This is a genomic window from Nocardioides sp. zg-DK7169, from assembly GCF_013155365.1.
Taxonomy (GTDB): Bacteria; Actinomycetota; Actinomycetes; order Propionibacteriales; family Nocardioidaceae; genus Nocardioides.
The window spans coordinates 1-24,008 of record NZ_JABJRA010000014.1 but is presented as its reverse complement, the minus strand read 5'-3'; the positions used below and the strand labels follow the sequence as shown (position 1 = coordinate 24,008).

Below are 24,008 nucleotides of genomic sequence, written 5' to 3'. Positions count from 1 at the left end.
CTCTTGTCACTGCTGCGGGGATCGCTGCTGGTGGTGATCGGCGGCCGCGAGGCCGTCCGTGGACACGTCTGGTGGCGCGGGCGACTCGCCGCGCGTGGGGCCCGGGGCGGGCCCCGGTGGACTGCCGGCACTGCGCTCGGCATTGATGAGGTCGGAGAGCCAGCGCACCTCGCGCTCGACCGACTCCACCCCGTGGCGTTGGAGCTCGGCCGCGTAGCGGTCGACCTCCTTCTCGGTCAGCGACAGCTGGCTCTGGACGCGGTCGAGCCGCTCCTGGAGCCGTATCCGCCGCCCCTCGAGCACCCGCAGCCTGATCTCCATGTCGGTGGAGGAGAAGAACGCGAAGCGGATGTCGAAGTTGTCGTCCTCCCAGGCAGCGGGGCCGACCTCGGACATGAGTCGTTCGAACTCAGCGGTGCCGGCGGCGGTGACCTGGTAGACGATGCGAGGACGTCGAGACACCGGGGTGACCGTGGTGCTGGTCTCCTCGATGAGGTTGTTGCGCAGCATCTTCTTCAGCGCCGGGTAGAGCGAGCCGTAGGACAGCACCCGACCCCACCCGAGCATCAGGTTCAGCCGCTTGCGCAGCTCGTAGCCGTGCATCGGTCCCTCGTGCAGCAGCCCGAGGACTGCCAGCTCGATGGTCTCTCCACGACGTGCCATGCGACCTATCGTAGCGATATATCCGCCGAACGTGAATCATGAGAGGTTCATCGCGTGGCGCGCGACCACCCCGAGGGGTGCGTACGCTGGTGGATTGGAACCGACCACCCACGCCCGGTCTGCTCTGCGGTCGTCCGTGACCGAGAGGACCGGGCGCCGCAACGAAAGAGCCGAGCTTGAGTGGAAAGCGCAGGGCCGCGGGACCGCCCGTGACCAAGTCGCCCAAGACGGGCAACTCCCAGGCGAAGCCCGGCAAGACGCCACGCACCCGCAAGCAGAAGGTGCTCCGCGTCGTGAAGTGGGCCTCGCTGGCCGCCTTCGTGGGCCTGCTCGGACTCGTCGCGGTGTTCGTCGTCCTCTACCGATCGATCGACATCCCGAACCCCAACGAGGACTTCCAGACCGAGACCTCGTTCATCTACTACGCCGACGGCTCCACCGAGCTGGGCAAGTTCGCGACCCAGAACCGCGACTCGATCCCGCTCGAGGAGATGCCGGAGCACCTGCAGGACGCCGTCGTCGCCGCTGAGAACCGCACCTTCTGGAGCGACAGCGGCATCGACCCGCGCGGCATCGTGCGAGCGGCGTTCAGCAACGCCTCGGGCAACTCCAGCCAGGGCGCGTCGACGATCACCCAGCAGTACGTGAAGATCCTCTACCTCACCTCGGAGCGGACCTACACGCGCAAGATCAAGGAGGCCGTCCTCTCGCTCAAGCTGCAGCGCCAGCAGAGCAAGGAGGAGATCCTCGAGGGCTACCTCAACACCATCTACTTTGGCCGCGGCGCGTACGGCGTGCAGGCGGCGGCGCAGGCGTACTTCGACAAGCCCGCCTCCGAGCTGACGCTGCGCGAGTCGGCGGTCCTGGCCCGGGTGCTCAACAACCCGAGCCGCTACGACCCCGCCAAGGGCGCGGACGCGCGGCGTTCGCTGAAGGCCGGCTACGAGCGGGTGCTCGCCGGCATGGCCGAGATGGGCCGGATCGACGAGGACGTCGCCGAGAAGGCCGCCAAGCGGCTGCCGAAGTTCCCCGAGGTCAAGGCCGAGAGCACCTACGGCGGCCAGCGCGGCCACCTGCTCTCGATGGTCAAGAAGGAGCTCCAGCGCCTCGGGTTCACCGAGGAGGAGATCGACGGCCAGGGCCTGCGGGTCACCACGACCTTCGACGAGGACGCGATGCGCGCCGCCGAGGAGGCGGTGAAGGAGGCGAAGCCGGAGGGCTTCGGCGACGAGCAGCTGCACGTCGGCGTCGCCAGCGTGGAGCCCGGCACCGGTGCCCTGCGCGGCTTCTACGGCGGCCAGGACTACCTCGACTCCCAGATCAACTGGGCGGTCTCCGGCGGCCAGGCCGGCTCGACGATGAAGGCGTTCGCGCTCGCGGCCGCCATCGAGCAGGGCTTCTCGCTCAAGGACACCTTCGAGGGCAACAGCCCGATCGAGATCGGTGACATCTCCTTCCGCAACCAGGGCGACAGGGACTACGGCTCGGTCAACATGCTCGCGGCCACCGCGAGCTCGATCAACACCGCGTTCATCGACATGACCGACGCGATGGACGACGGCCCGGCGAAGATCATCGAGACCGCCAACGCGATGGGACTGCCGCCGGCGGAGGCCAAGGGCCCGAAGGCGGTCGGCTTCCCCAACCGCACCCCCGGCCTGGAGCCCACGCTCGGCGTCTCGCTGGGCAGCGCGACGGTGAGCCCGATCAACATGGCCAGCGCCTACGCGACCATCGCGAACGGCGGCGTGGCCGCGCAGACCTACCTCATCGAGTCGGTGGAGGCCGCCGACGGCGAGGTGCTCTACGACCACAAGGTGAAGACCGAGCGGGCCATCGACGAGGACATCGCCGCGGACGTCTCCTACGCGCTGCAGCAGGTGACCGCCTCCGGCGGCTCCGGGTCCTCCGCCGGCGCGACGCTCGCGCGCCCGAGCGCCGGCAAGACCGGCACCTCGACCAACGACGACGACGACGTCGTGTCCTCCTGGTTCGTCGGGTTCACCCCGCAGTACTCCAGCGCGGTCGTCTACGTCCGCGGCAAGGGCAACGACCCGCTCGACGGGTGGCTGCCGTCCTACTTCGGCGGCGACTACCCCGCCGACACCTGGGCGGCGCTGATGGTGCGCCTGCACGACGGCCTCGAGGTCGAGGAGCTCGCCGAGCCGGCGTACGTCGACGGCGAGGCGCCCTCCTCGGGCCACGCGCCGTACACGCCCCCGCCGAGCCCGACGCGGGCGCCGAGCCCGAGCAAGGACCCGAAGCCCACGAAGGAGCCGACGAAGGAGCCGACCAAGGAGCCGACGAAGGAGCCCACCGCGGAGCCGACGCCGACCGAGGAGCCGGAGCCCACGCCGACCCCGACCGACCCGGTGACCCCGGACCCGACGACGCCGCCCACCACGCCGTCGCCGAGCTCCTCGCCGGCCGGGGGTGGACCCAGCCGCGGCCCCGACCCCGAGCGCGGGTAGGCCGTGACCAGCGCGCCGGCCGGGCCGGGTCCGCACGTCGACCCGACCCGGGACGACCCGGGCATCGCCGCTCTCAGCGAGGGCGTCGGCGGCCCGGTCGGCCGGCGCGCGGGTCGGCACCCGTGGTGGACCCCGGTGCGGGTCCTGCTCGCGCTGGTCGCGCTGGTGATGGCGCTGGGGATGGTGCAGAAGGCCCCCTGCGTCGAGGACGGGTGGAACGACGCCGACGTGCGCGCCACCTACATGTGCTACTCCGACCTGCCCTACCTCTACACCGGGCGGGGCTTCGTCGAGGCGGCCTGGCCCTACGACGACGACGCCGAGGTCCGCGACCGCTACGAGGTGATGGAGTACCCCGTCGGGATCTCCTACTTCGCCTACGCCGCCGCGCGCGTGACGCACGTGCTGACCGGGAATGCCGACGTCTCGGACCGCGCCGAGCAGCCCACCGACGGGTTCTGGGGCGAGGAGCAGGTCCAGCGCGAGATCACCGTGTTCCTCGCCCTCAGCGCGCTGGCCTTCGCGCTCGCCGCGATGCTGGCGGTGTGGTTCCTCGCCGGGGTCAACCGCCGGCGCCCGTGGGATGCCGCGCTGTTCGCGGTCTCCCCGGCGCTGCTGGTGACCGGCCTGGTCAACTGGGACCTGCTCGCGGTGGTGCTGGTGGCCGCCGCGCTGTGGGCCTGGGCCCGGGACCGGCCGGTGCTCACCGGCGTGCTGATCGGCGTGGGCGTCGCCACCAAGCTCTACCCGCTGTTCCTGCTCGGCGCGATCCTCGTCATCTGCCTGTGCGACCGCCGGATGCTCGACTTCGTGAAGGCCACCGCGGCGGCCGCCGTCGCGTGGCTGCTCGCCAACCTCCCGGCGTACCTCTCGGGCCCGGAGGAGTGGCGGGTCTTCTGGTCCTTCAACTCCGAGCGCGGGCCCGACCTCGGGTCGGCGTGGCTGGTCGCGGCGCAGTGGAGCGACCGGGCCATCGAGCCGGAGACGATCAACCTGTGGTCCTGGCTGCTCTTCGGCGCCTGGTGCGTGGGCGTCTTCGTGCTCGGCGTGCTGGCCCCCGAGACGCCACGCTTCGCCCAGCTGGGCTTCCTGATCGTGGCGGGCTTCCTGCTGGTCAACAAGGTCTACTCACCGCAGTACGTGCTGTGGCTGCTGCCGCTGGCGGTGCTGGCCCGTCCGCGGCTGCGCGACCAGGCGGTGTGGCAGCTGAGCGAGCTGTTCTACTTCGCGGCCGTGTGGTGGTACCTCGCCGGCTGGCTCGCGCCCGGCGGCGGGGACGAGCCGGGGTTCTACTGGCTGGCGATCGTGCTGCGCATCGCCGGCGAGCTGTTCCTGGTCGCGCTGGTGGTCCGTGACGTGCTGCGCCCCCAGCACGACCCGGTGCGCGCCAGCGCCCTCGCCGCGCCGGCGGCACCCCCACCGGTCCCGCCGGTCGGCGCCGGCGTCAGCTGACGACGACCCGGTCGAAGGCCGTGGTGGTGAAGCGCACCCGGACGTCGATCTCGTCGCCGACCTCGGGCACGTGCGCGCCGTGCGGCACGAAGAGCATCGAGGCCTGCATGTGCGGCGGCTCGGCGAAGAGCCGCTGCTTGCCGTCGATGGCGAACGGCGAGCGCACGAAGCCGACCGCGTCGAGGCCGCCGCGCGCCAGGGTCGCCGCGCGGGCCTTGATCGAGGAGTCCCCGGTGGGTGCCTCCAGGCCGATGCCGTGGGCGGTGCCGCCACTCACGATGAGCAGGTGCCCGGACTTGGGCGCCGTGCGGCCGCGGTAGCCGAAGGAGTCGCCTCGCTCGACCGGGTGGACGTCCAGCACGGTCGAGGTGACCCGCAGCGCGCCGCGGTCCCCGAGCCACAGGCCGGTGCCGATGCGCGGGCGCACGGTGTAGTCGGCGTACGACGTGGCGAGCTGCGCCAGCTCGTCGTCGGTGAGGTGGCTGACCCACAGGGTGTGGGTGGGCAGCTCGGCGGCGACGACGTCGTTGAGCAGGCGCCGGACCTCCGAGAGGTGCGAGCCCTGGGCCAGCGGCAGGTGGAGCGCGACGCCCTCGAGGCGGGCCTGCGGGTGGGCGCGCAGCTCCTCGGCCACCGCCCACAGCTCGCGGGCGCTCAGCCCGTGGCGCTGCATGCTGGTCATCCGCTCGAGCACGAAGCGGGCGTCGGGCTGGCGGGCCAGCAGCGCGGCGACGTCCTCAGGGCGCCCGAGGGTGTGCACGACCCGGTCGGCCAGCGCCGGATCGACCTCGAGCGCGACGCCGAAGGGCCGCCACGGGGTCAGCACCAGCAGCGAGCCGTCGAAGCGGTGCGCGACGTGGTCGAGCTCGTCGTAGGTGCCGACGGCGAGGGTGTCCACGCCGTACCCCTGGTCGGCGAGCCACTGGGCCTTGCGGGCCAGCCGGCCCAGGGTGAAGCCGTAGCCGTTGCCCTTGGCGACCGGGACCAGCCCGGGGTGGGCCTCGGCGACGGCGCGCAGGTGGTCGCGCCAGCGGGGGCCGTCGACGGAGAGGGTCAGGCTCATCTCAGCCCCGCCGCTTCATGTAGAGGTCGAAGGCGGCGTAGAGCGCCCGGTTGAGCGGGAGGTCCCACTCCCCGGCGTACTCGACGGCCTGGCCGCCGGTGCCGACCTTGAACTGGATCAGGCCCACGTGGGGGTCCTCAGCGTCCAGGGTGTCGGTGATGCCGCGCAGGTCGTAGACGGTGGCGCCGGCCGCGAGCGCGTCGCGGATCATCGCCCACTGCACGGCGTTGGAGCCGCGGACCTCGCGCTTCTCGGTGGAGGAGGCGCCGTAGGAGTACCAGGCGTGGGTGCCGACCCGGATCGCGATGGTCGCCGCCACCAGGTCGCCCTCGTGGTGGGCGAGGTGGAGGCGGAACCGGTCGGGGTCCTCGGACTCCAGCGCCTCGGCCATCGTGCGGAAGTACGACAGGGGGCGCGGGGTGAAGTGGTCGCGCTGCGCGGTGTGGACGTAGAGCGCGTGGAAGGCCTCGAGCGCGGTCTGCGGGCTGCCCTCGCGCGCCGGGGCGCCGGCGGGCACCGTGGTGACCTCGACGCCGGACTTCGCGGCCTTCTTGATGTTGCGGCGCCACAGCTGGTTCATGCCGGCGAGCACGGACTCCTCGCTGCGCGGGGTGCCGTCGGCCTCGACCAGCGGGACCTGGAAGACGTACTGCGGCTGGCCGGCCGCGAAGCCGCCCTCGGCGACCTGCGGGCGCCAGCCGAGCGCGTCGAGCTGGGAGACCACGCGGGCGCCGACGCCGTCGCGCTCGAGCGGCACGATGTCGCCGAGGCGGCGCACGGCCGGGTCGGCGATGCCCTCCTTGACCTGCGCCGCGCTCCAGCGGCGTACGACGACCGGCGGGCCCATCCGGACCCCGAAGGCGCCGCGGCGCTTGAGGTGGGCGGTCATCGGCGTCAGCCAGGCCGCGACGTCGTCGCCGGCCCAGTCGATGACCGGGCCCTCGGGCAGGTAGGCGAGGTAGCGGCGCACCTTGGGCAGCTGGCGGTAGAGCACCAGGGCGGCGCCGACGAGGCGCTCGCCCTCGAACCAGCCGAGGGACTCGCGGCGCCACTCCGACTTCACCCGGCCCCAGGCGGGGGTCTGCAGGAAGGACGCCGAGGGCTGGGAGCGCAGGAACTCCAGGTGGTCGGGCTCGGGGATCTCGCGCACGGTCAACACGGCGTCGACGCTACCGGTGGCGACGCCGGTGGCCGGGGTCGCGGCGCTCACAGGCGCTCACGCAGCCAGGCGAAGTCCGCGAGGTGCGCGTCGACCGGGCCGGGGGTCTCGCACACGACCGGGGCGCCGGCCTCGCGGACCACCGCGGCCAGCAGCTCGGGGTCGATGCGCCCGGCGCCGAAGTTGGCGTGCCGGTCGGCGCCGGAGCCGAAGTCGTCGCGGCTGTCGTTGGCGTGCACGAGGTCGATGCGCCCGGTGATGGCGACGACGTCGGCCACCACGGTCTCCAGGGCGTTGCCGCCGGCGTGGGCGTGGCAGGTGTCCAGGCAGAAGCCGACGCGGTCGGCCTGCTCGGCGGTGGAGATCGCCTCCCAGACCCGGGCGATCCGGTCGAGGTGGCGGGTCATCGCGTGGTCGCCACCGGCGGTGTTCTCGATCAGCAGCGGGACCTTGAGGTCGGTCGCCTCGATCGCCTTGCGCCAGTTGTCGAAGCCCTTGGCCAGCAGCTCGGGGTCCTCGCCGGCCTTGTCGACGTGGCCGCCGTGGACGATCAGGCCCTTCGCGCCGATCGAGGCCGCGGCGTCGACGTGCTGCTGGAGCAGCTTGCGGCTGGGGATGCGGACGCGGTTGTTCGTGGTCGCGACGTTGATGATGTAGGGCGCGTGGACGTAGAGGTCGACGCCGGCGGCCTCGGCCTCGGCGCGCAGCCCCTCGGCGCCGCCCGGGTGCTCGAACACGGGTCCCTTGAAGCTCTGCGGGCTGCCGAGGAAGAACTGCACCAGCGGCGCGTTGCGGGCCTGGGCCTCCCCGATGGGGTCGGCCTGGTCGACGTGGGCTCCGATCTGCATCGCCCCATCGTAGGGAGCCGGACCGACAGGGCGGGGGTCGGCATCGGCGCCGCTGGACGGCCCGCGTCGCGCCGCGACGGTGCAGGTCCGGACCGGTGGGAGGCGCCCTGCACAGGATTGGGTCGGCCGTGCGCGCCGCTGCTAGCCTGTCGTGTCCGCTGCGCCCTGCCCACCGACGGGTCTGGTGCGCACCCGGGCCCCCGTGCTCGCACGGGGAACGCACAGCCCTCCTGCCACGGAGAGACCGTGGCCGCCGAGTCCAGAGGAGGTGGAGACCGCTATGCGTGATTACGAAGTGATGGTCATCCTCGACCCCAGCCTTGAAGAGCGGACCATCGAGCCGTCCCTCGACAAGTACCTCAACGTCATTCGCAACGACGGTGGCACCGTCGAGAGCGTGGACGTGTGGGGCCGTCGCCGTCTGGCGTACGAGGTCAAGAAGAACGCCGAGGGCATCTACGCCATCGTCACGCTGAAGGCCGAGCCGGCCACGGTCAAGGAGTTCGACCGCCAGCTCACCCTCAACGAGTCCATCCTGCGCACGAAGGTCATCCGCCCCGACGCTCGCTGAGCGTCTGTGGATGATCCCCGTCCGCATGTCGGTCCCACCGGTCACGATGGTGCCGACCGCGAGACATCCGATCAGTTCGACAGCTAGGGAGACCTCATGGCAGGCGAGACCGTCATCACCGTGGTCGGCAACCTCGTCGACGACCCGGAGCTGCGCTTCACCCCCTCGGGTGCGGCCGTGGCCAACTTCCGGATCGCGTCGACGCCGCGCACCTTCGACCGTCAGACCAACGAGTGGAAGGACGGCGAAGCGCTGTTCCTCTCCTGCTCGGTGTGGCGTCAGGCCGCGGAGAACGTCGCCGAGTCGCTTCAGCGCGGCATGCGCGTGATCGTGCAGGGTCGCCTGAAGCAGCGCTCCTACGAGACCCGCGAGGGTGAGAAGCGCACCGTGATGGAGCTCGAGGTCGACGAGGTCGGCCCCGCGCTCGCGTTCGCCACGGCCAAGGTCACCCGGGCCTCGCGCTCGGGCGGCGGCGGTGGCGGCGGCTACTCCGGTGGCGGCGGGGGTGGCGGCTACTCCGGTGGCGGCCAGCAGCAGTCCCGTCCGCAGCCTGCCGCCGCGGGCAACGACCCGTGGGCCACTCCCGGACCCCAGGGTGGCGGACCGTCGGGCGGTGGCGCTCCTGCCAACGACCCGTGGGGCGCCCCCGGCGTGGGCTCCGACGAGCCTCCGTTCTGATCAACCCCACCTGAACACCCCTCAACCATTCCGGCGTCAGCCGGGCTTCTAGAAAGGAAGCACCACAATGGCCAAGGCAGTGATTCGCAAGCCCAAGAAGAAGGTTTGCCAGTTCTGCAAGGAGAAGGCGACCGGCGTCGACTACAAGGACGCCACGCTCCTCCGCAAGTTCATCTCGGACCGCGGCAAGATCCGCGCCCGTCGCGTGACCGGCAACTGCGTCCAGCACCAGCGTGACGTGGCCACCGCGGTCAAGAACGCGCGCGAGGTCGCACTCCTGCCCTACACGTCCACCGGTCGCTGAGAGGATCAGGGAAGATGAAGCTCATCCTGACCCAGGAAGTCACGGGCCTCGGTGGCCCCGGCGACGTCGTCGAGGTGAAGGACGGCTACGGCCGCAACTACCTCGTCCCGCGCGGCGTCGCGATCCGCTGGACCCGCGGTGCTGAGAAGACCGTCGAGTCCATCAAGGCCGCCCGCTCCTCGCGCGCCGTCCGCGACCTCGGCCACGCCGCCGAGATCAAGGGCAAGCTCGAGGCCCAGACGGTTCCCGTCAAGGTCCGTGCCGGTGAGGGTGGCCGTCTGTTCGGCTCCGTCTCCGTCACCGAGATCGCCAACGCGCTGACCGAGGCCACGGCCGAGAAGGTCGACAAGCGCACGATCGCGGTCAAGAACCCGATCAAGTCGCTCGGTGCCCACACGGTCACCGTGCGCCTGCACGACGACGTCACGGCGACCGTGTCGCTCAACGTCATCCCCTCCTGAGGCTCGCCTCCGGACCAGCTCCACGCATCGGGGCCGCCCTCCTTCGGGAGGGCGGCCCCGTTGTCGTTCCCGAGGAGGGGGTGCGGGCGCGGTGCGCCCGCCGCGGTGATGGGCTCAGCGGGTGGCGGGGGCGCCTGCGCGGCGGGCCCAGGACCGGCCGGCGTAGGCGAAGCACAGCACCACCTGGAGCACCCCGACCAGCAGCGAGAACACGCCGGCCAGGCCGACGAGCGGACCGCTGGCGGCGAACGGCAGCAGCACGGCGGGGAGCACGCCGACGATCACCGCGCCGACCCAGCAGATCCGCAGCCAGCCCGCCGCGTCGTGGTTGCCGGCGTCCTGCGCCAGCTGCTCGAGGGCGCGGAAGAACAGCACCGCGAAGACCACCTGCGGCAGGCTCAGCGCCCAGGCCAGGGCCGGGTCGGCGTCCGCGACCGACTCGGCGACGCCGGGCAGCCACAGCGGCACCGACACCACGCCGGCCGTCGCCGCGGCGGCGAGGACCGGCGTCGCGGTGGGCAGCCGGGCGCGCATCGCGACGACGCCGAGGAGGACCAGCGCCCAGCCGATCAGGTCGGGCAGCAGGTCGAAGCCCCCGAGCGTGACGTTGAGCAGGATCAGCAGGAGGCCGCAGCCGGTGGCCTGGAGGGGCTTCATGGCTCCTCAGCGTACGGCGCCGGCTCCGGTGACCAGCCAGGCGTCTCCGCGGGCGCGGTGCAGCAGCACCACGAGGCGTGCGCCCATGAAGACCGCCCCGAACGCCGCCCAGACCCAGGTCAGCCCGCTGCCCAGCGCGGCGAGCGCCAGGACCACCGGCGCGTAGGCGAGCAGCACGACGGTGCCGGCGCGCGCGAGGTAGGCGCCGTCGCCGGCGCCGATCAGCACGCCGTCCAGGACGAACACGACCCCGGCGATGGGCTGGGCCAGCGCGGCGACGAGCAGCACGGGCACGAGTGCCTCGTGCACCGCCCGGTCGGGGGTGAACAGCGGCCCGAGGAACGGGCCGGAGGCGGCGAGCAGCAGGCCGGTGACGACGCCGGACCAGATCCCCCAGCGGACCATCCGCCGGGTGACGGCGCGGGTGCTCGCCACGTCCCCGGCGCCGAGGTGGCGCCCGGTGAGGGCCTGGGCGGCGATGGCGATCGCGTCCAGGACGAAGGCCAGGAAGGTCCACAGCGTCATCGCGAGCTGGTGGGTGGCGACCGGCACCGCGTCGTCCCCGGGGGCGGCGCCGGCGGTCACGGCGTAGGTCGTGACCAGCAGCGCCGCGCGCAGGGTCAGGGTGCGTACGACCAGCGCGACGGCCGCCCGGGCCGCCAGCCGGATCCCCGCCGGGTGCGGGCGCAGCGAGGCGCCCTCGCGCCGTGCGCCGCGGACCACGACGGCCACCAGCGCGGCGGCGCAGGCCACCTGCGCGACCACCGAGCCGATCGCGGAACCGGCCAGCCCCATGCCGGCGTACGAGCCGACGCCGTGGACCAGCACCACGTTGAGCACGACGTTGAGGGCGTTGCCGCCGACGGCGACGACGAGCGGGGTGCGGGTGTCCTGCAGCCCGCGCAGCACGCCCGTGGCGGCGAGCATCACCAGCAGCGGGACGGTGCCGAGGAACGCCAGGCGCAGGTACGTCGCCGCGTCGTCGGTGACGCCGGGGCTCGCGCCGAACACCGAGACCAGGGGGTGGGTGAAGACCATGCCGAGCACGGTCGCCACCGACCCGATGAGCACGGCCAGCCAGATGCCGTCGATGCCCTGGGCGAGGGCGGCGCGGCGGTTGCCGGCACCCAGGAGCCGCGCGACGCTCGCGGTCGTGCCGTAGGCGAGGAACACGCACAGCCCGACCACGGTCTGCAGCACGGCGCCGGCGATCCCGAGGCCGGCCAGCTCGCGGGTGCCGAGGTGGCCGACGACGGCGGCGTCGGCCAGCAGGAAGAGCGGCTCGGCCACCAGGGCGAGGAACGCGGGGACGGCGAGGCGCAGGATCTCCCGGTCCTGGGCGCGGGTCGGCGACGTGCTCACCGGCTGATCGTAGGGACCGGTCGCCCTTAGCAGCAGACCGGCCCCCATCGGTGGATAACTCGGGGGTTTCGCCGGTAAATCCCGTCCCCGGGTGGCTTTGTCGACATCCCCCGGGCGTGTCGCGATCCCCAGCCAAAACAGTTGTCCACGAATTTTGCTCCACACCGGCACAACTGCGTCTGCGCAGGTCAGAGGGGGTGCAGGGGGCGCGAGGGGCGATTCATCCACAGCCCCCTCCCCAGCCTGTGCACATCTTCCGTGCGTGTCGTCCACGGGTTATCCCCAGTTATCCACAGGGCCTGTGGACAAGGTGGTGTCGGTGGGGTCCTCCGGGCGCGTACGGTCGCGGGGCGAGGGGGCTCCGAAGGGAGCTGTCGGTGGCTCTTCCTAGGGTCGGCGATGCCAGTCGATCAGTGGTACTTCGCCGTGGAGGAGGCAGGCTTGAGCGTCGCGGAGCAGTCGGAGCAGGACATTCCTGAGCCGCCGTTCGAGGACTGGGGCGACGGTCCGGTCCCCTACGCGCCGGGGGAGCGTCCCTCCCGTCCGGGCGACCGCACGCCGCCGCAGGACATGGCCGCCGAGCAGTCCGTGCTCGGCGCGATGCTGATCTCGAAGGACGCGATCGCCGACGTCTCCGAGACGATCCGCGGCACCGACTTCTACCGGCCCTCGCATGAGTCGATCTACGACGCGATCATCGACCTCTACGGTCGCGGCGAGCCGGTCGACATGGTCACCGTCGCCGCCGACCTCCAGCGCAAGGGCGAGCTCCAGCGCATCGGCGGCGCGCCGTACCTCCACACGATCGCGGCCAACGTCCCGATCGCGGCCAACGCCGGCTACTACGCCGAGATCGTGCGCGAGAAGGCGATCCTGCGCCGCCTCGTCGACGCCGGCACCAAGATCGTCCAGCTCGGCTACGCCGGCGAGGGCCAGATCGACGACGTCGTCGACAACGCCCAGGCCGAGGTCTACAAGATCGCCGACAAGCGCACGGGCGAGGACTACGCGCCGCTGAGCGACATCATGACCGGCGTCCTGGACGAGATCGAGGCGATCTCCAACCGTGAGGCCGGCATCTACGGCGTGCCCACCGGCTTCGCCGACTTCGACGACCTCACCAACGGCCTGCACTCGGGTCAGATGATCATCGTCGCGGCCCGACCCGCGATGGGTAAGTCCACGCTGGCGCTCGACTTCTGTCGCGCGGCCTCGATCCACAACAACCTCACGAGCTGCTTCTTCAGCCTGGAGATGACGCGCGCGGAGATCACCATGCGCCTGCTCTCCGCGGAGGCGAAGGTGCCGCTGAACCACATCCGCAACGGCAACATGACCGACGACGACTGGGTCAAGCTCGCCCGCAAGATGGGCGAGGTCTCCTCGGCGCCGATGTTCATCGACGACTCGCCCAACATGACGATGATGGAGATCCGCGCCAAGGCGCGCCGCCTCAAGCAGCGCCACGACCTCAAGCTGATCGTCATCGACTACCTCCAGCTGATGAGCTCGGGCAAGAAGGTCGAGTCCCGCCAGCTCGAGGTCTCGGAGTTCTCCCGTCAGATCAAGCTGCTGGCCAAGGAGCTCGAGCTCCCGATCATCGCGCTCTCGCAGCTCAACCGTGGCCCCGAGCAGCGCGCCGACAAGCGCCCGATGGTCAGCGACCTGCGTGAGTCCGGCTCGATCGAGCAGGACGCCGACATGGTCGTCCTGCTCCACCGCGACGACGTCTACGAGAAGGAGTCGACCCGCCCCGGCGAGGCCGACCTGATCGTGGCCAAGCACCGCAACGGCCCCACCCGCGACATCACCGTCGCCTTCCAGGGCCACTACTCGCGGTTCGTCGACATGGCGCACTGAGCCGGCCGCGGTGCCGACAACCCGCGAAACTGAAACTGAAGGCTCCAATCTGCAAAAATTTCATACTGGGTGCTACGTCTACGCCACTGGCTCTCAGACGCGCAGGAGTCGCGAGCGCCGTTGGGTGCGCCGAGGTTGTCGCTGTGAATGCCCCAGCGTGGTCCTCGCTCGCCGTGCACGCGCGCGAGGCCTAGGTCGAGACGGTCTCGTCGCCGCGCTCCCAGCGACCGCGCCAAACCCGCCAACGAACGAGGGCGAACCCTCGTCCCGCCGACCTCGCCGGCGACCCTCGGTGTAGGCGGTCAGGGGCCCCGGCTGGTTAGTCAGGCTTCGGCGGTCCTGTCCGGTTCTGGTTGATGCCTACCGGTGCGCTGGGTTGCGTACACATGGGCCAGTTGGCTGACGGCCTGCACCACGGCGCGTTGCACATCCCCGTCGGAGTGGAACCCTTGGGCCAGCGCCGCAGCGTCGTCGCCGAACCCTCGCACGGCCTCCGCAACGGCGATCTGAAGGTCCAGTGAGTCCTCGAAGTCGTCCGGGTCGTTGTCGCGGGCCTGGCCTCGAAGTCCTTCGTCGTTCAGTACGAGACCCACGAGCGCGTCCAGCCACGCCGGCGAGTTCTCGGTACTGACCTCGACTCCGGCATCGGCGAGGCGCGCGTTGAACTCGTCGATGATGTGGCGCAGCGTCTCCTCTACCGGATCTTCGCGGACGCCGTCAGAGACTCCGAACTCCGGTGGGGCGAGGTCTTCCGGCTCGTTGCCGAAGACGAGCGAGGCCACGGCGCCTTCTTCGACCTCGAGGAGCCGCACCGCCACTCCGGACAGGTCGGGCCGCGGGGACGGGTCACGCCGGAACCGCTTGTTAAGCAGACCCAGGAACAAGTGCTGCTTCTCCAGGGCGGCTTCGGCAAAGTCGTGGACCTGCGACATGAACGAGTAGGCGGTCAGGAAGTTGGACACGTTGGCCGCGAAGTTCAGCAGGCGCGACGCCTCTTCGATGTCTTCGCGACTCTGGGCCTCAGCCAGCCGCCGCTGCCAGTCCCTAGCGACGGGCGCAACGGCGGCATCCATCGCGGCTTGGTCGCCGGCGAGCGCTCCCTCCACTGCCCGCTTAACGGTCGCCTCGTCGTAGAGACCTTCGCCGTTGATAGCAGCGAGCAGGTCGTAGATCTGGGCGACGTCGACCTCGTGCGGCAGTTTCGCTTCGGTGTGGAACTGGCGGAACGCCTTCAGCATCTGCTCGCCGCGGCTGGTGAAGTCGACGACGAATACCTTGTCCTTCCCCTCCGCGGGCATGGTGCGGTTGAGTCGCGAGAGGGTCTGGACCGCGTTGATGCCGCTGACGGGCTTGTCCAGGTACATCGCGGACAGCCGCGGTTCGGAGAACCCGGTCTGATACTTATTGGCCACGACGATCACCGAGTACGCGTCGTCGCCCTTAAACAGGTCGGCCGGTTCCTTCGCGTTGCCGTTCAGCGTCGACTCCGACTCTTCGCGGCCGCTCTCAGTGACGGTGCCGGAGAACGCGACCAACCCGCGCAGTTCGCTCCCCAGCCTGCTCGCCTCGGCTTCGATGGCGCGGAGGTAGCGGACCGCGGCGACGCGAGAGTAGGTGACGACCATTGCTTTCGCGGTACCGGACAGCAGCGGGGCGACCTTGTGGGTGAAGTGCTCGACGATCCAGCGCGCTTTCGCTGCGATCAGGTCGGGGTCTTCGTACAACCGCCGGTTCAGTTCTCTGCGAGCCAACCGCGGGTCCACGAGCCGTTCGTCGAACGGTGTCATGCCCGGCCGTGACGCCTCGTCGATGAGCGCCTTGAAGTCGACGGACTGATAGTTGGCGAGCACGTCGAGGATGAACCCCTCGGCCAACGCCTGCTTCATCGTATACAGGTGAAAGGGGCGTACTTCGCCGGTGTACGGGTTGGTGGTGCCAAACAGCGTCATTGTGGACGCCTTCGGGGTCGCGGTGAACGCTACGTAGGTGACCTGGTCGCTCAATGCCCGCTTGGCCATCTCGGCTTCGATGCGGTCGTCGAACTCCTCTCGGGTTACTTCCACCCCGTCGGCGTCGAGGAACACCCGTAGCCTCGCGTCCCAGGTGAGCCCTTCGGACCTCGCGAGGGCTGCGTCGACGGTGCGCCCGGTCTCGCCGTCCTGGGACTGGTGGGCCTCGTCGATGATGACAGCGAACCGACGTTCGGCCTGGTTCTCCATGAGGGTTAGCGCGTGCGGGAACGTCTGGATGGTCGTGACCACGATCGGGTGGTTGCGGTTCAGGGCGTAGGCGAGCAGTTCGCTCTTGGACGAGTACCCGTGGCGCCGAGCTTCTTCGACGTTGATGGGCGTGACCGCGATGCCGGTCTGGTCGATCTCCTTGATTGCCTTCTGCAACTGGTCATCGAGCACGGTCCGGTCGGTGAGCACGACGACCGAGGAGTAGACCTTTCTGTCGCGGCCATCCGGCCCGGTGGCATGCAGGGTTGCCAGCGCGTGCGCGGTCCAGGCGATCGAGGATGTCTTGCCCGACCCGGCCGAGTGCTGGATCAGGTAGCGGCGGCCGACGCCGGTGGTGGCGGGGTCTGCCAGATGCTCCCTGATGTCGGTGACGATGGACTTGACCGCATCCCATTGGTGGTAGCGCGGGAACAGCAGTTTTGCCTTCGGGCGCTTAGCCTTCTCCATGTTCTCGGCGTCTGGCATCTTCTCTGAGTGCACGAAGCGACCCAAGATGTCGAGGAGGTTCTCCCGCGCGAGGACGCGCTCCCATAGGTAGGAGGTGGCGTGCCCGTGGGGGTTGTCCGGATTGCCGGGGCCGTTGTCGCGCCCTTGGTTGAATGGCAGGAAGATCGTGGCCGCGCCGTTCAGGCGCGTGGTCATGTAGACCTCATCGTGGCTGACAGCGAAGTGGACTAAAGCCCGGGCGCCGGCGGTCAGTAACGGCTCGGTGAAGCGGCCTGTGCCGGGGGTTCGGTCTTCCTTGTACTGCTCGATCGCGTCGGCGACCGACTGGGTGTAGTCGGACTTCACTTCACACGTCGCCACGGGTAGCCCGTTGACGAAGAGGACGAGGTCGATGCTCAGGCTCTTGTTGTGCTTGGAGTAGTGGACCTGTCGCATTACCCGCAGCCGCACTCTGTTGTAGAGCGGCAGAAGGTCGGAGTTGAGGTTAGAGGCGGGCGCGAACTGGCACATCTTGAACCGAAGCGTTTTGCCGCGCCCGGTGAGGCGGTGGTCGCGGCGAAGTACCCCGACCGTGCCGCCGTCAGGCTTGCCGTGCTTGTCGAGGCGGGTCACGAGGGAGTCGAGCAGGTGGATCCTTGGGTCACGCCCAATCGGAGTCACCTCCGCCAACCGCGCCCACTCGTCGGGGTAGGCCTCAGCAAGCCAGTCGTAGACGTCGTTGGGGAACAGTGCGCGCTCGACGTCATACCCCGCATCCGTGGCGCTGTAGTGCCAGCCGTTGGCCGCAAGGTGCTCGCAGATGGCGTCCTCGAAGGGGCGCTCTTTATGGACCTCCATCAGTCGCTCGCTCCTGCGTGTTTGGTCCGCGTGGTGTGGTCGATCTGCCCGGTCACAGCTGCGGTGACGAGTGTCGCACGACGCTCCTTCGCCAGAACGATAAATCGTTCCGTCTCAGCGATCAGCGCGTCGATCTCCTCGGTCTTCTCATCCAGGTAATCGGTGGTGCGGCGCTGGGCGTCGATAGGGGGTAGAGGGACGCGGAGTGCGCGCACGTCGTCAAGAGAGAGCCCCTGCTTAGTCCCACCCAATGACGACATCTTCAACTGGTCCTGCCCTGGTCGAGCCAGTAGCGCGTAGCCCACGTACCGCGGAAGAACCTCCGCGGTCCGCGGGAAGCGGCACAAAGCGACGTGCTGACTCGTGTATGCCCCTACCCATGACGGGTCGTCGATGATCGAGACGCTGCCCAAGTAGGCCGTAATGCTCAACAAGAGGTCATCAAGGCGCAGCTTGGTACGCGCTCCCTCCGTAACGCCAGTCGGCAAACGCACGTGCTGGATCTCGCCACGCAAGCGCAGGTCACCGCGGCCGAGGTTGCCGATACGCGCGAATCGCTCTCCATGGTCTGCGTAATAGTCGCCCCAACCCCGGCTGCCGCTTGTGACGTACGGCCGCAGCCGGGAGAGTGTAACGGTTGGTCCCCCATGCGCCGCGATCGCGCGGTCGATCACCGCTGCTCGCCGTTCCCGCAGCGTTGAAATGAGTTCCTCTTGCGCCGCCACCAGCGCGTCGATTTCCGTCGTCTCGCGGTCGAGGTAGGACGCGATGGAACGCTGTTCAGTGATCGGCGGAACAGGCAACTCCACCTGCCGGAAGAGGCCAAATTTGATGGCCTGACCGTCTCGGAGTTGATCGGTTGTTGTCGCAAGGCGCTCGATGAATCCGCTGCACTTCAGAAGCCACCGGCCGTACTCAACGTCGAATCCTTCCCGTGGCTGACACACCGTGTACGCAGGGCTTACGCGACCTTGGTGCCGGGATAGTTCCAGGCCGCCTTGGAACGATCGCAGGTGGATGATGAAGTCCCCGATCTCGACCCGCTTCATCAAGTCGCTCCCGACGTTGCTGAGTACGACACGGGAGCCCGTGCGCTTCATGTACTCGGCTTGAGGCAGGACTCCGTACCTTTGTGACGGCGTCAGATGCACGTCGGTTGGAGCACAGCGTGTCGTACGCTCAAGGAATAGAGAGGCGGCTCGTTGCACCTGCCAGTGATCTGGAACGGCGTCGAGCCAGGCGGTAACTCCGCTCAAGACGCCTCTACCTTCCGAAGCATCTCCATCACAAGCGCAGCCTGTCGGTTCAGGTCCGCGTCGATTTCGTCTAGCGGCCTAGGCGGGACATAGCGGTAGAAGTGTCGGGTGAACGGGATCTCGTAGCCGATCTTCGTCTTCTTCTCGTCCACTGCCGCGTCCGGGTAGTACGGCTTTACCTCGGTGTCCATGTATGCGGCAATGCACTCGGCCTCGGCGCGGTCGTAGTCCGGCTCCACATCGGGACCTGCGTAGCCGAACGACACGGTCTCGGTCTCGGTTAGATGGTTCGGAGTGAGACTGGTGCCCTTGTAGGTGACGTTCTCGTGCTCGTCGACGGGTTGCCCGATGGCGCGGACGGCGTTGCGCGCGTGAGCGGTCTTGACGGCGCCACCCCGGGCCGTCGCTGCCGCACCGAGCGCCGCGAACAGGGCTTGTGCGGTCTCGAACTCCTGCCCGATAAGATCGGCGACCACGTCGGACGCCTCTGGTGCTGAGATCACAACCCGCGCCACGGCGTCCTCGTCGACGACGTAGCGCATTGGTACCGGCCGCGCATGCGTGATTAACCAGTACCCGAAGGCGTCGTTCGCGAAGATCTTGCTGACGTCGGGGTCGGCATCCTCGAACGCCTCGTAGGCGTCTAGGATCCGTCGCCGGTCGGCCTCGGACATCTCGCGGTTCTTATCGCCGACGTTCTTGCGCATCTTCGTGTAGATCTCGCGCGCGTCAATCAACTGGACCTTGCCACGACGGTCAGGACGCTTGGTGTTATCGAGCAGCCAGATATAGGTACCGATGCCGGTGTTGGTGAACAGGCCGGCGGGCAGCGCGACGATGGCCTCGACCAGGTCGTTGGCCAGCAAGTACCGGCGGATCTCCGACTCGCCGGACCCTGCGCCGCCATTGAAGAGTGGGGAGGCCGACAGCACGATCGCGCCGCGGCCTCCGTCGAGCCAGTCGAATGCTCCGTCGTCTAGGCGCTTCTTCGGGGTCTTCATCTTCGACACGACGTGCTGGAGAAACAGCATCGCGCCGTCGGAGACCCGCGGCAGCCCGGCAGGGAACCGGCCGCGGTCGCCCTTCGCGTGCTCGGCCTTCACCTCGGCCGCGTGTGATTTCCAGTCCACGCCGTACGGCGGGTTGGACACGACGTAGTGGAAGCCCTTGGTTCCGCTGTAGGTGGAGAACTGGTCGTCGATGAGGGTGTTGCCCAGTTTGATGTCGCCGAACGTCTTGCCTTTGGAGAGCACATCGGCCTTGCACACCGCGTACGACTGATCGTTGATCTCCTGACCGAACAACCGCAACGACGCATGTGGGTTCAGGTCTCGAAACCGGTCGGATGCCACCGTCAGGAGTCCGCCGGTGCCTGCGGTCGGGTCGTAGATCCGCTGGGAGACGTTTGTGGCGGCGATGTGCGTTCGGCGTTCGGCGATCAGCAGGTCGACCAGGAGCGCGACCGCGTCACGGGGAGTAAAGTCCTCGCCCGGCGAGTCATGGTGGCTCCGCCGGATGAGGTCTTCGAACAACATGCCCATGTCGGTATTCGAGACCGCCTCAGGGTGTAGGTCGAGGGTTGCGAAGCGCTGCACCACCGGTGCGAGCAGTCCCTCGGAGTCCAACTTGTCGATCTGGGCAGCGATGCCGAACCGGTCGAAAATGTCTTTCGCGTCGCCCTCGAACCCGTCAATGAACTTCAACAAGTTCGTGTGGATGTCTGAGCCCTGCTCCACGATCTCGGGCAGGCTCAGCCCGGAGGTGTTGCCGTAGTTCTGCTTTGCGGCGCGCCGGTCCGCGCCGGTTGGCGGCTCCATGACGCAGTCCATTCGACGTAAGATCGTGAACGGCAAAATCACACGGCCATACTCGTGCGGTTTGTAGACGCCGCGGAGTAGATCCGAGATGCCCCAGACCCACACGGACATGGACTGCGGCTTGCCTGTCTTAGAGTCGACCATCATGACGGGGTGAGGCTCCTGTTGCTGGGGTGAGGTCGCAGGCTATCGACCCTCACTCTGTCTACAGCAGTCCTATGCCATCGAGCGATGGCTAGTGGATGGGCGGCGCCTAGTTCTCCGCAGACGAGCAAGCCCTTTTGCGCGTTAACCCCTCACCTCACGGTGCGAATCGGAACGGTCGCGCTGTCATGCCGCGGTAGGTGTGATCCGTGAGTCGCGTCGGGCGAAGTCGAGGTTCGCGAGCGGTCGGCACTACTCAGGTGAAAATCACTCCACGCCCGGACGGCCAGCGCCGCGGTCGTAGAAGTCCAAGTACCCATGGATGCGTATCCGGTGCTTCTCGTATTTCTCGTCGAGCATCTCGGCGCGCTCGCGCAGCCTCTGTACGTCGAGCATCCTGGCCTCGATGAGTGCCCCGACGAATAACCGGTCCTTCTCGCTGAGGCGAACCATCTTCGACACCGCCAGATCGTGCGGGTCCAAGAAGTGCGGACGCGCGGGCGCAGAGGACACCAGGCCCCACCCGACGAGTCGATCACGCCACCCGCGCGGCAGGACGGCCGTGCTCACGTGGATCCCCTCGGCGTAGTAACCGTTCGTGTCGTGGAACGGTGACAATTCCCCGATCGTGCCTTCGACCCGGTCGGCCTTGTCACGGTCGGGATCGTTGAGGAACGCCACGTCCGCTTCGAGCGAGGCGGTTGCTTCCGCGGGGAGGTCGTCTTCGTCGAACGTGCCGAGGATGGACTGCGAACCCAGAACGAGCACATCTGGGTCATCCACGATCTGACACGCTGAGCGCAGTACGTGCGCTAGTTGCTGACGGTTCAAGACGCAAGGTCTTCGTGTTCGTCTCGCCAGTGGCGCTTAAACGAGCGCAGCGTCTGAGTGCGGACTTCCTCGGAAAGGGCTCCGGCGAATGGAGAGTTCGCCCGCAACTCGCACGCCTCCGGGTCTGGCGAGGTCACCCTGTCGATCACTGTGTCGACGCCGGAGTCCAAGACTTCTTCCCACAGGCTCAGCCAGCGCGCTGTCATGCCGTCGTGACGCTGGGTTTCGCGCCAACGCTCGATGTTGGCGCGCGCCTTCGAGATGACCGACTCGGGGTCGAGGACCAGTGGCGTGACCAGTGCGCGGTGCAGCCACAGCGACTTCTCCTGCTCGCGGGTCAGCGGGCTGCGCTTGACGCGTTCGAGCTCACTGCGCGGGATGCGCCGGTGACTGCCGACGCGCACGGATCGGATCCTGCCGCTATCGCACAGGTCGACGACATGCTGGCGCGAGGACCCGAGGATCTGGGCGACCTCGCCGGTCCTCAGCATCGGTTCGAGCGTCGTCGTGGTCACGGTGTGATTCTCACGCGCAAACACCAAAAACACAACCCGATGCCTGCGGGCACGGCGGTCATCCACAACCTCTGCCGAGGGCTCTGGCCCATCGCGCGCGGCTGATGGCATGTCTTGGCGCTCTCTTCGGTGCGGGGGCTGTTGGGCCGACGCTGGGCGCGCCCCGAATGGCGAGCGTCAGCGCTCACTTCCGTGCTTCGGGCGCGAGTTCGCCCAGTCTTCGGCCATGCGATACCAGTCGCTGAGCACGTAGCCGGGGTTGTGAGAGGCGATCTGCCACAAGACGTCGCGGACCATGTCGCGTGCGTCTCGGTCTGCGATGCGATGGCCTCGCAGACGCCCGAGGCGCCGACCTCTTTCGTCCTCTCCCGTTCCTGAGCATCGCCTACATGCGACCTCCGGCCGGGGACGCGGGCGGTGAAGCCATCCGCGGATGAGACCGGCTGTCGGGCGCTTGCCGAAGTCGCCGACGTGCTCAACGTCGTCGAGGGTGACAGCCAAGAACTCGGCAGGGGTGACGTACAGCGAACGTTGATCAAGCAGACCCCGCAGGAGCGACGCCAACTGTCGTTCTTGCCGTGCCGTCCACTGCTCAGAGTCCAGCGCGCTGACAAGTTCGTCGATCGCCTCATCGAGTCTCTGCCTGGTGCGTGCGAACTGCTCTGCGCAACTCCGGCTGCAGAACTGCTTCTTGCGTCCACGGGTCTCCCCTGAGGTGGAGTCCTTCTTCACCTGCCGTCGACAGGTCGGTGCGCGACACGGGCGCCCTTGATCTTTTTCCCCGGATCCGGGAAGCGCTTGGGTAGGCCTCACTCCGGTGCTGTCGATCGCGAAGTACCGCATGTGAACAGGGTAGATGCGGATGCTGCGCGTGAAAATGACACGTTGAGATTTCCGCGGGCCGTTTTTTTAACACTTGCCGCAGCCCTGCGGATGGTCGTAACTTCGGAGACAGGGCGACGGGGCCTCGAGAGAGCACTGAGAAGCGCAAAGCCCGCGACTGCTGGCACAGTTCGCGGGCTTCACTCGCAGATCCCTTCGCGGATACGACAACGCAAGTCGACGGAAGGGGCTGCTGTGCCCATTCTTCTAGACCCGGCGCGCATACGCCACCTCGGGCGGCACAGTGCGGCGTGCAATGACCACGTTGGTCTCTCAGGCAGGGCGGCTCAGTGAGTGCCGCGACGCCTATCGGGGCCACCCAGGCTCGATCCGTCTCTCTTCCCGGGCCGCACGCACTGTTGCCGAAAGCCACGGCCCGGCGCGGTACGAGGCGGATGGTGCCAGCGATCCGTGCTGCGGTCGGCTCACTGATGCCGCGGGTGGACGCGGAGGCGCTCATCGCGTCTGGGGATTTGGACCCGGGCCGGTGTCAGATCGTGTGGAACGTCCGGGATCGGGCGGTTATACACCCGGTATCGCAGATGCAGGTGCCGTCGCTGGAAGCGGTGAAATCTGTTCGCCGGATCGGGACGTACAAGGGCGCTCAGAGCCGTATCGCGATGTACCCGGTGATCCGCGAGGGCAAGGCCACGATGTTGGAACTGGAGTCGCAACTGGAGCGCTTCCACGCCCTCAAGTTGAGTCTCGATCCGCGGGTCAGTGACCTGCTGGCGCAACCGTTCTTGATGCTGTGGCGCCATCCGAGAGGTTCGGTACTCCACGTGCCTGACCTAGCCGCGCGACGCGGGCAGGAGTGGACCGTGTACGCCGTCAAACCGGATGAGCGGTCGTCGGAGGAGCGGGTGCGGTTGATGTTCGACTTCGCCGCTGAGGCACTGAGATGCGCTCGGGTCGGCTTCGAGGTTCGTGGGTCGCTATCGAAGCAGCAGCGGGTCAATCTCGACCGTCTGGCGCGGTACCGCGTCTATGACGCTGGTTTGGAGGCCCTGGTCGAGGTCGCGGCGCTGCGCCGGCCGCGGACGATGGGCGGGTTCTACGGCGTGATCCGCGGGCACTTGGGGTTCGGTCAGACCTTGGACCTGCCGAGCGTGGGCTGCCCGTCGTTGGTGGGCTTGGATGCGGCACTGTACGCCTTGGCGCATGGTCACGTTGGGACGCCTGATCTCGACCAGCCGATCCGTCTCGCGACACCTCTGCTCTGGGCCGCGGACCAGGAGCGGTGATGAGCGAGTTCGACGTTCCAGACCTCCCACGCTCCGCGAGTGCGTGCGGCACCACATTCGAGGTGAGGTTGGGCACCGATGACCTCATCCGGGCCGTCGTTGGCCCGATGACCCGAGTCCGGGACTGCCCCCAGTTGAGTTGACACCTGACCTCTGAGGTTTCGACCTCAAGCGGAAGGATGTCCCCGTGGCAAAGCCCTATCCCAAGGAGTTCCGCGACGACGTCGTGGCCGTGGCCCGCAAGGG

20 protein-coding genes are annotated in these 24,008 nt (G+C 68.6%); 8 read left to right on the top strand and 12 right to left on the bottom strand.

Annotated features, from left to right (window positions below; genetic code table 11):
• Positions 1–6: 6 nt before the first annotated feature.
• Entirely contained in the window at positions 7–663 is a 657-nt protein-coding gene (locus tag HOQ23_RS18510; protein ID WP_172216682.1) for a PadR family transcriptional regulator, read from the bottom strand.
• A gap of 209 nt (positions 664–872) precedes the next feature.
• On the opposite strand from HOQ23_RS18510, the gene HOQ23_RS18505 reads away from it, so the two are divergent.
• On the top strand, positions 873–3,134 hold the full coding sequence (locus HOQ23_RS18505; RefSeq protein ID WP_367650573.1) for a transglycosylase domain-containing protein: 2,262 nt from the start codon (positions 873–875) through the stop codon (positions 3,132–3,134).
• Between the two features lie 3 nt (positions 3,135–3,137).
• Positions 3,138–4,586 (top strand): glycosyltransferase 87 family protein, encoded by a 1,449-nt coding sequence (locus HOQ23_RS18500; RefSeq protein ID WP_172216678.1) that lies wholly within the window; start codon positions 3,138–3,140, stop codon positions 4,584–4,586.
• Here HOQ23_RS18500 and HOQ23_RS18495 read toward each other — a convergent pair.
• The 3 genes from HOQ23_RS18495 to HOQ23_RS18485 are packed head-to-tail and all read right to left on the bottom strand — an operon-like array spanning position 4,579 to position 7,656.
• Positions 4,579–5,649: an alanine racemase gene (locus HOQ23_RS18495; protein ID WP_172216669.1), complete on the bottom strand. Its 1,071-nt coding sequence runs from the start codon at positions 5,647–5,649 to the stop codon at positions 4,579–4,581. The two genes, HOQ23_RS18500 and HOQ23_RS18495, sit on opposite strands and share 8 nt — an antisense overlap.
• 1 nt (position 5,650) lies before the next feature.
• Positions 5,651–6,805, bottom strand: a complete 1,155-nt coding sequence (locus tag HOQ23_RS18490; protein WP_172216849.1) for a peptidoglycan bridge formation glycyltransferase FemA/FemB family protein — start codon at positions 6,803–6,805, stop codon at positions 5,651–5,653.
• A gap of 50 nt (positions 6,806–6,855) precedes the next feature.
• Positions 6,856–7,656, bottom strand: a complete 801-nt coding sequence (locus tag HOQ23_RS18485) for a deoxyribonuclease IV (protein ID WP_172216667.1) — start codon at positions 7,654–7,656, stop codon at positions 6,856–6,858.
• Positions 7,657–7,936: 280 nt separating this feature from the next.
• Here HOQ23_RS18485 and rpsF point away from each other — a divergent pair, with 280 nt between their 5' ends.
• From rpsF to rplI, 4 genes are all read left to right on the top strand, one after another.
• Positions 7,937–8,227, top strand: a complete 291-nt coding sequence (rpsF, locus tag HOQ23_RS18480) for a 30S ribosomal protein S6 (protein ID WP_166135118.1) — start codon at positions 7,937–7,939, stop codon at positions 8,225–8,227.
• A gap of 96 nt (positions 8,228–8,323) precedes the next feature.
• Positions 8,324–8,905 (top strand): single-stranded DNA-binding protein, encoded by a 582-nt coding sequence (locus HOQ23_RS18475; RefSeq protein ID WP_172216665.1) that lies wholly within the window; start codon positions 8,324–8,326, stop codon positions 8,903–8,905.
• A 67-nt stretch (positions 8,906–8,972) separates the two neighbouring features.
• Positions 8,973–9,209 (top strand): 30S ribosomal protein S18, encoded by a 237-nt coding sequence (rpsR, locus tag HOQ23_RS18470; RefSeq protein WP_153325512.1) that lies wholly within the window; start codon positions 8,973–8,975, stop codon positions 9,207–9,209.
• A gap of 14 nt (positions 9,210–9,223) precedes the next feature.
• A complete protein-coding gene (rplI, locus tag HOQ23_RS18465) occupies positions 9,224–9,670 on the top strand; it encodes a 50S ribosomal protein L9 (RefSeq protein WP_172216662.1) in 447 nt (148 codons plus the stop codon).
• A gap of 114 nt (positions 9,671–9,784) precedes the next feature.
• Here rplI and HOQ23_RS18460 read toward each other — a convergent pair whose 3' ends face one another.
• Positions 9,785–10,327, bottom strand: coding sequence for a hypothetical protein (locus HOQ23_RS18460; RefSeq protein ID WP_172216660.1), 543 nt, complete (start codon positions 10,325–10,327; stop codon positions 9,785–9,787).
• Between the two features lie 6 nt (positions 10,328–10,333).
• A complete protein-coding gene (locus HOQ23_RS18455) occupies positions 10,334–11,689 on the bottom strand; it encodes an MATE family efflux transporter (RefSeq protein WP_367650572.1) in 1,356 nt (451 codons plus the stop codon).
• Positions 11,690–12,088: 399 nt separating this feature from the next.
• On the opposite strand from HOQ23_RS18455, the gene dnaB reads away from it, so the two are divergent.
• Positions 12,089–13,549 carry a replicative DNA helicase gene (gene dnaB, locus HOQ23_RS18450; RefSeq protein WP_172216655.1) on the top strand — a complete coding sequence of 487 codons (1,461 nt, stop codon included), beginning with the start codon at positions 12,089–12,091 and terminating at the stop codon, positions 13,547–13,549.
• A gap of 323 nt (positions 13,550–13,872) precedes the next feature.
• On the opposite strand, the gene HOQ23_RS18445 is transcribed toward dnaB, so the two are convergent.
• The 6 genes from HOQ23_RS18445 to HOQ23_RS18420 form a co-directional block, all read right to left on the bottom strand.
• A complete protein-coding gene (locus tag HOQ23_RS18445; RefSeq protein ID WP_172216652.1) occupies positions 13,873–17,073 on the bottom strand; it encodes a type I restriction endonuclease subunit R in 3,201 nt (1,066 codons plus the stop codon).
• Positions 17,073–18,122 (bottom strand): restriction endonuclease subunit S, encoded by a 1,050-nt coding sequence (locus HOQ23_RS18440; RefSeq protein WP_172216649.1) that lies wholly within the window; start codon positions 18,120–18,122, stop codon positions 17,073–17,075. Before HOQ23_RS18440 ends, HOQ23_RS18445 begins: the two co-directional genes overlap by 1 nt.
• A 203-nt stretch (positions 18,123–18,325) precedes the next feature.
• Positions 18,326–20,257 (bottom strand): class I SAM-dependent DNA methyltransferase, encoded by a 1,932-nt coding sequence (locus HOQ23_RS18435; protein WP_172216647.1) that lies wholly within the window; start codon positions 20,255–20,257, stop codon positions 18,326–18,328.
• Between the two features lie 300 nt (positions 20,258–20,557).
• Positions 20,558–21,073 carry a DUF6036 family nucleotidyltransferase gene (locus tag HOQ23_RS18430; RefSeq protein ID WP_216654421.1) on the bottom strand — a complete coding sequence of 172 codons (516 nt, stop codon included), beginning with the start codon at positions 21,071–21,073 and terminating at the stop codon, positions 20,558–20,560.
• A gap of 44 nt (positions 21,074–21,117) precedes the next feature.
• The gene (locus HOQ23_RS18425) at positions 21,118–21,636 is read right to left on the bottom strand and encodes a helix-turn-helix domain-containing protein (protein ID WP_216654420.1); all 519 of its coding nucleotides are present in this window, start codon (positions 21,634–21,636) and stop codon (positions 21,118–21,120) included.
• 177 nt (positions 21,637–21,813) lie between these two features.
• Entirely contained in the window at positions 21,814–22,368 is a 555-nt protein-coding gene (locus tag HOQ23_RS18420; protein WP_172216643.1) for a hypothetical protein, read from the bottom strand.
• A 548-nt stretch (positions 22,369–22,916) separates the two neighbouring features.
• On the opposite strand from HOQ23_RS18420, the gene HOQ23_RS18415 reads away from it, so the two are divergent.
• Positions 22,917–23,762: a hypothetical protein gene (locus HOQ23_RS18415; RefSeq protein ID WP_172216641.1), complete on the top strand. Its 846-nt coding sequence runs from the start codon at positions 22,917–22,919 to the stop codon at positions 23,760–23,762.
• The last annotated feature ends 246 nt before the right edge of the window (positions 23,763–24,008 follow it).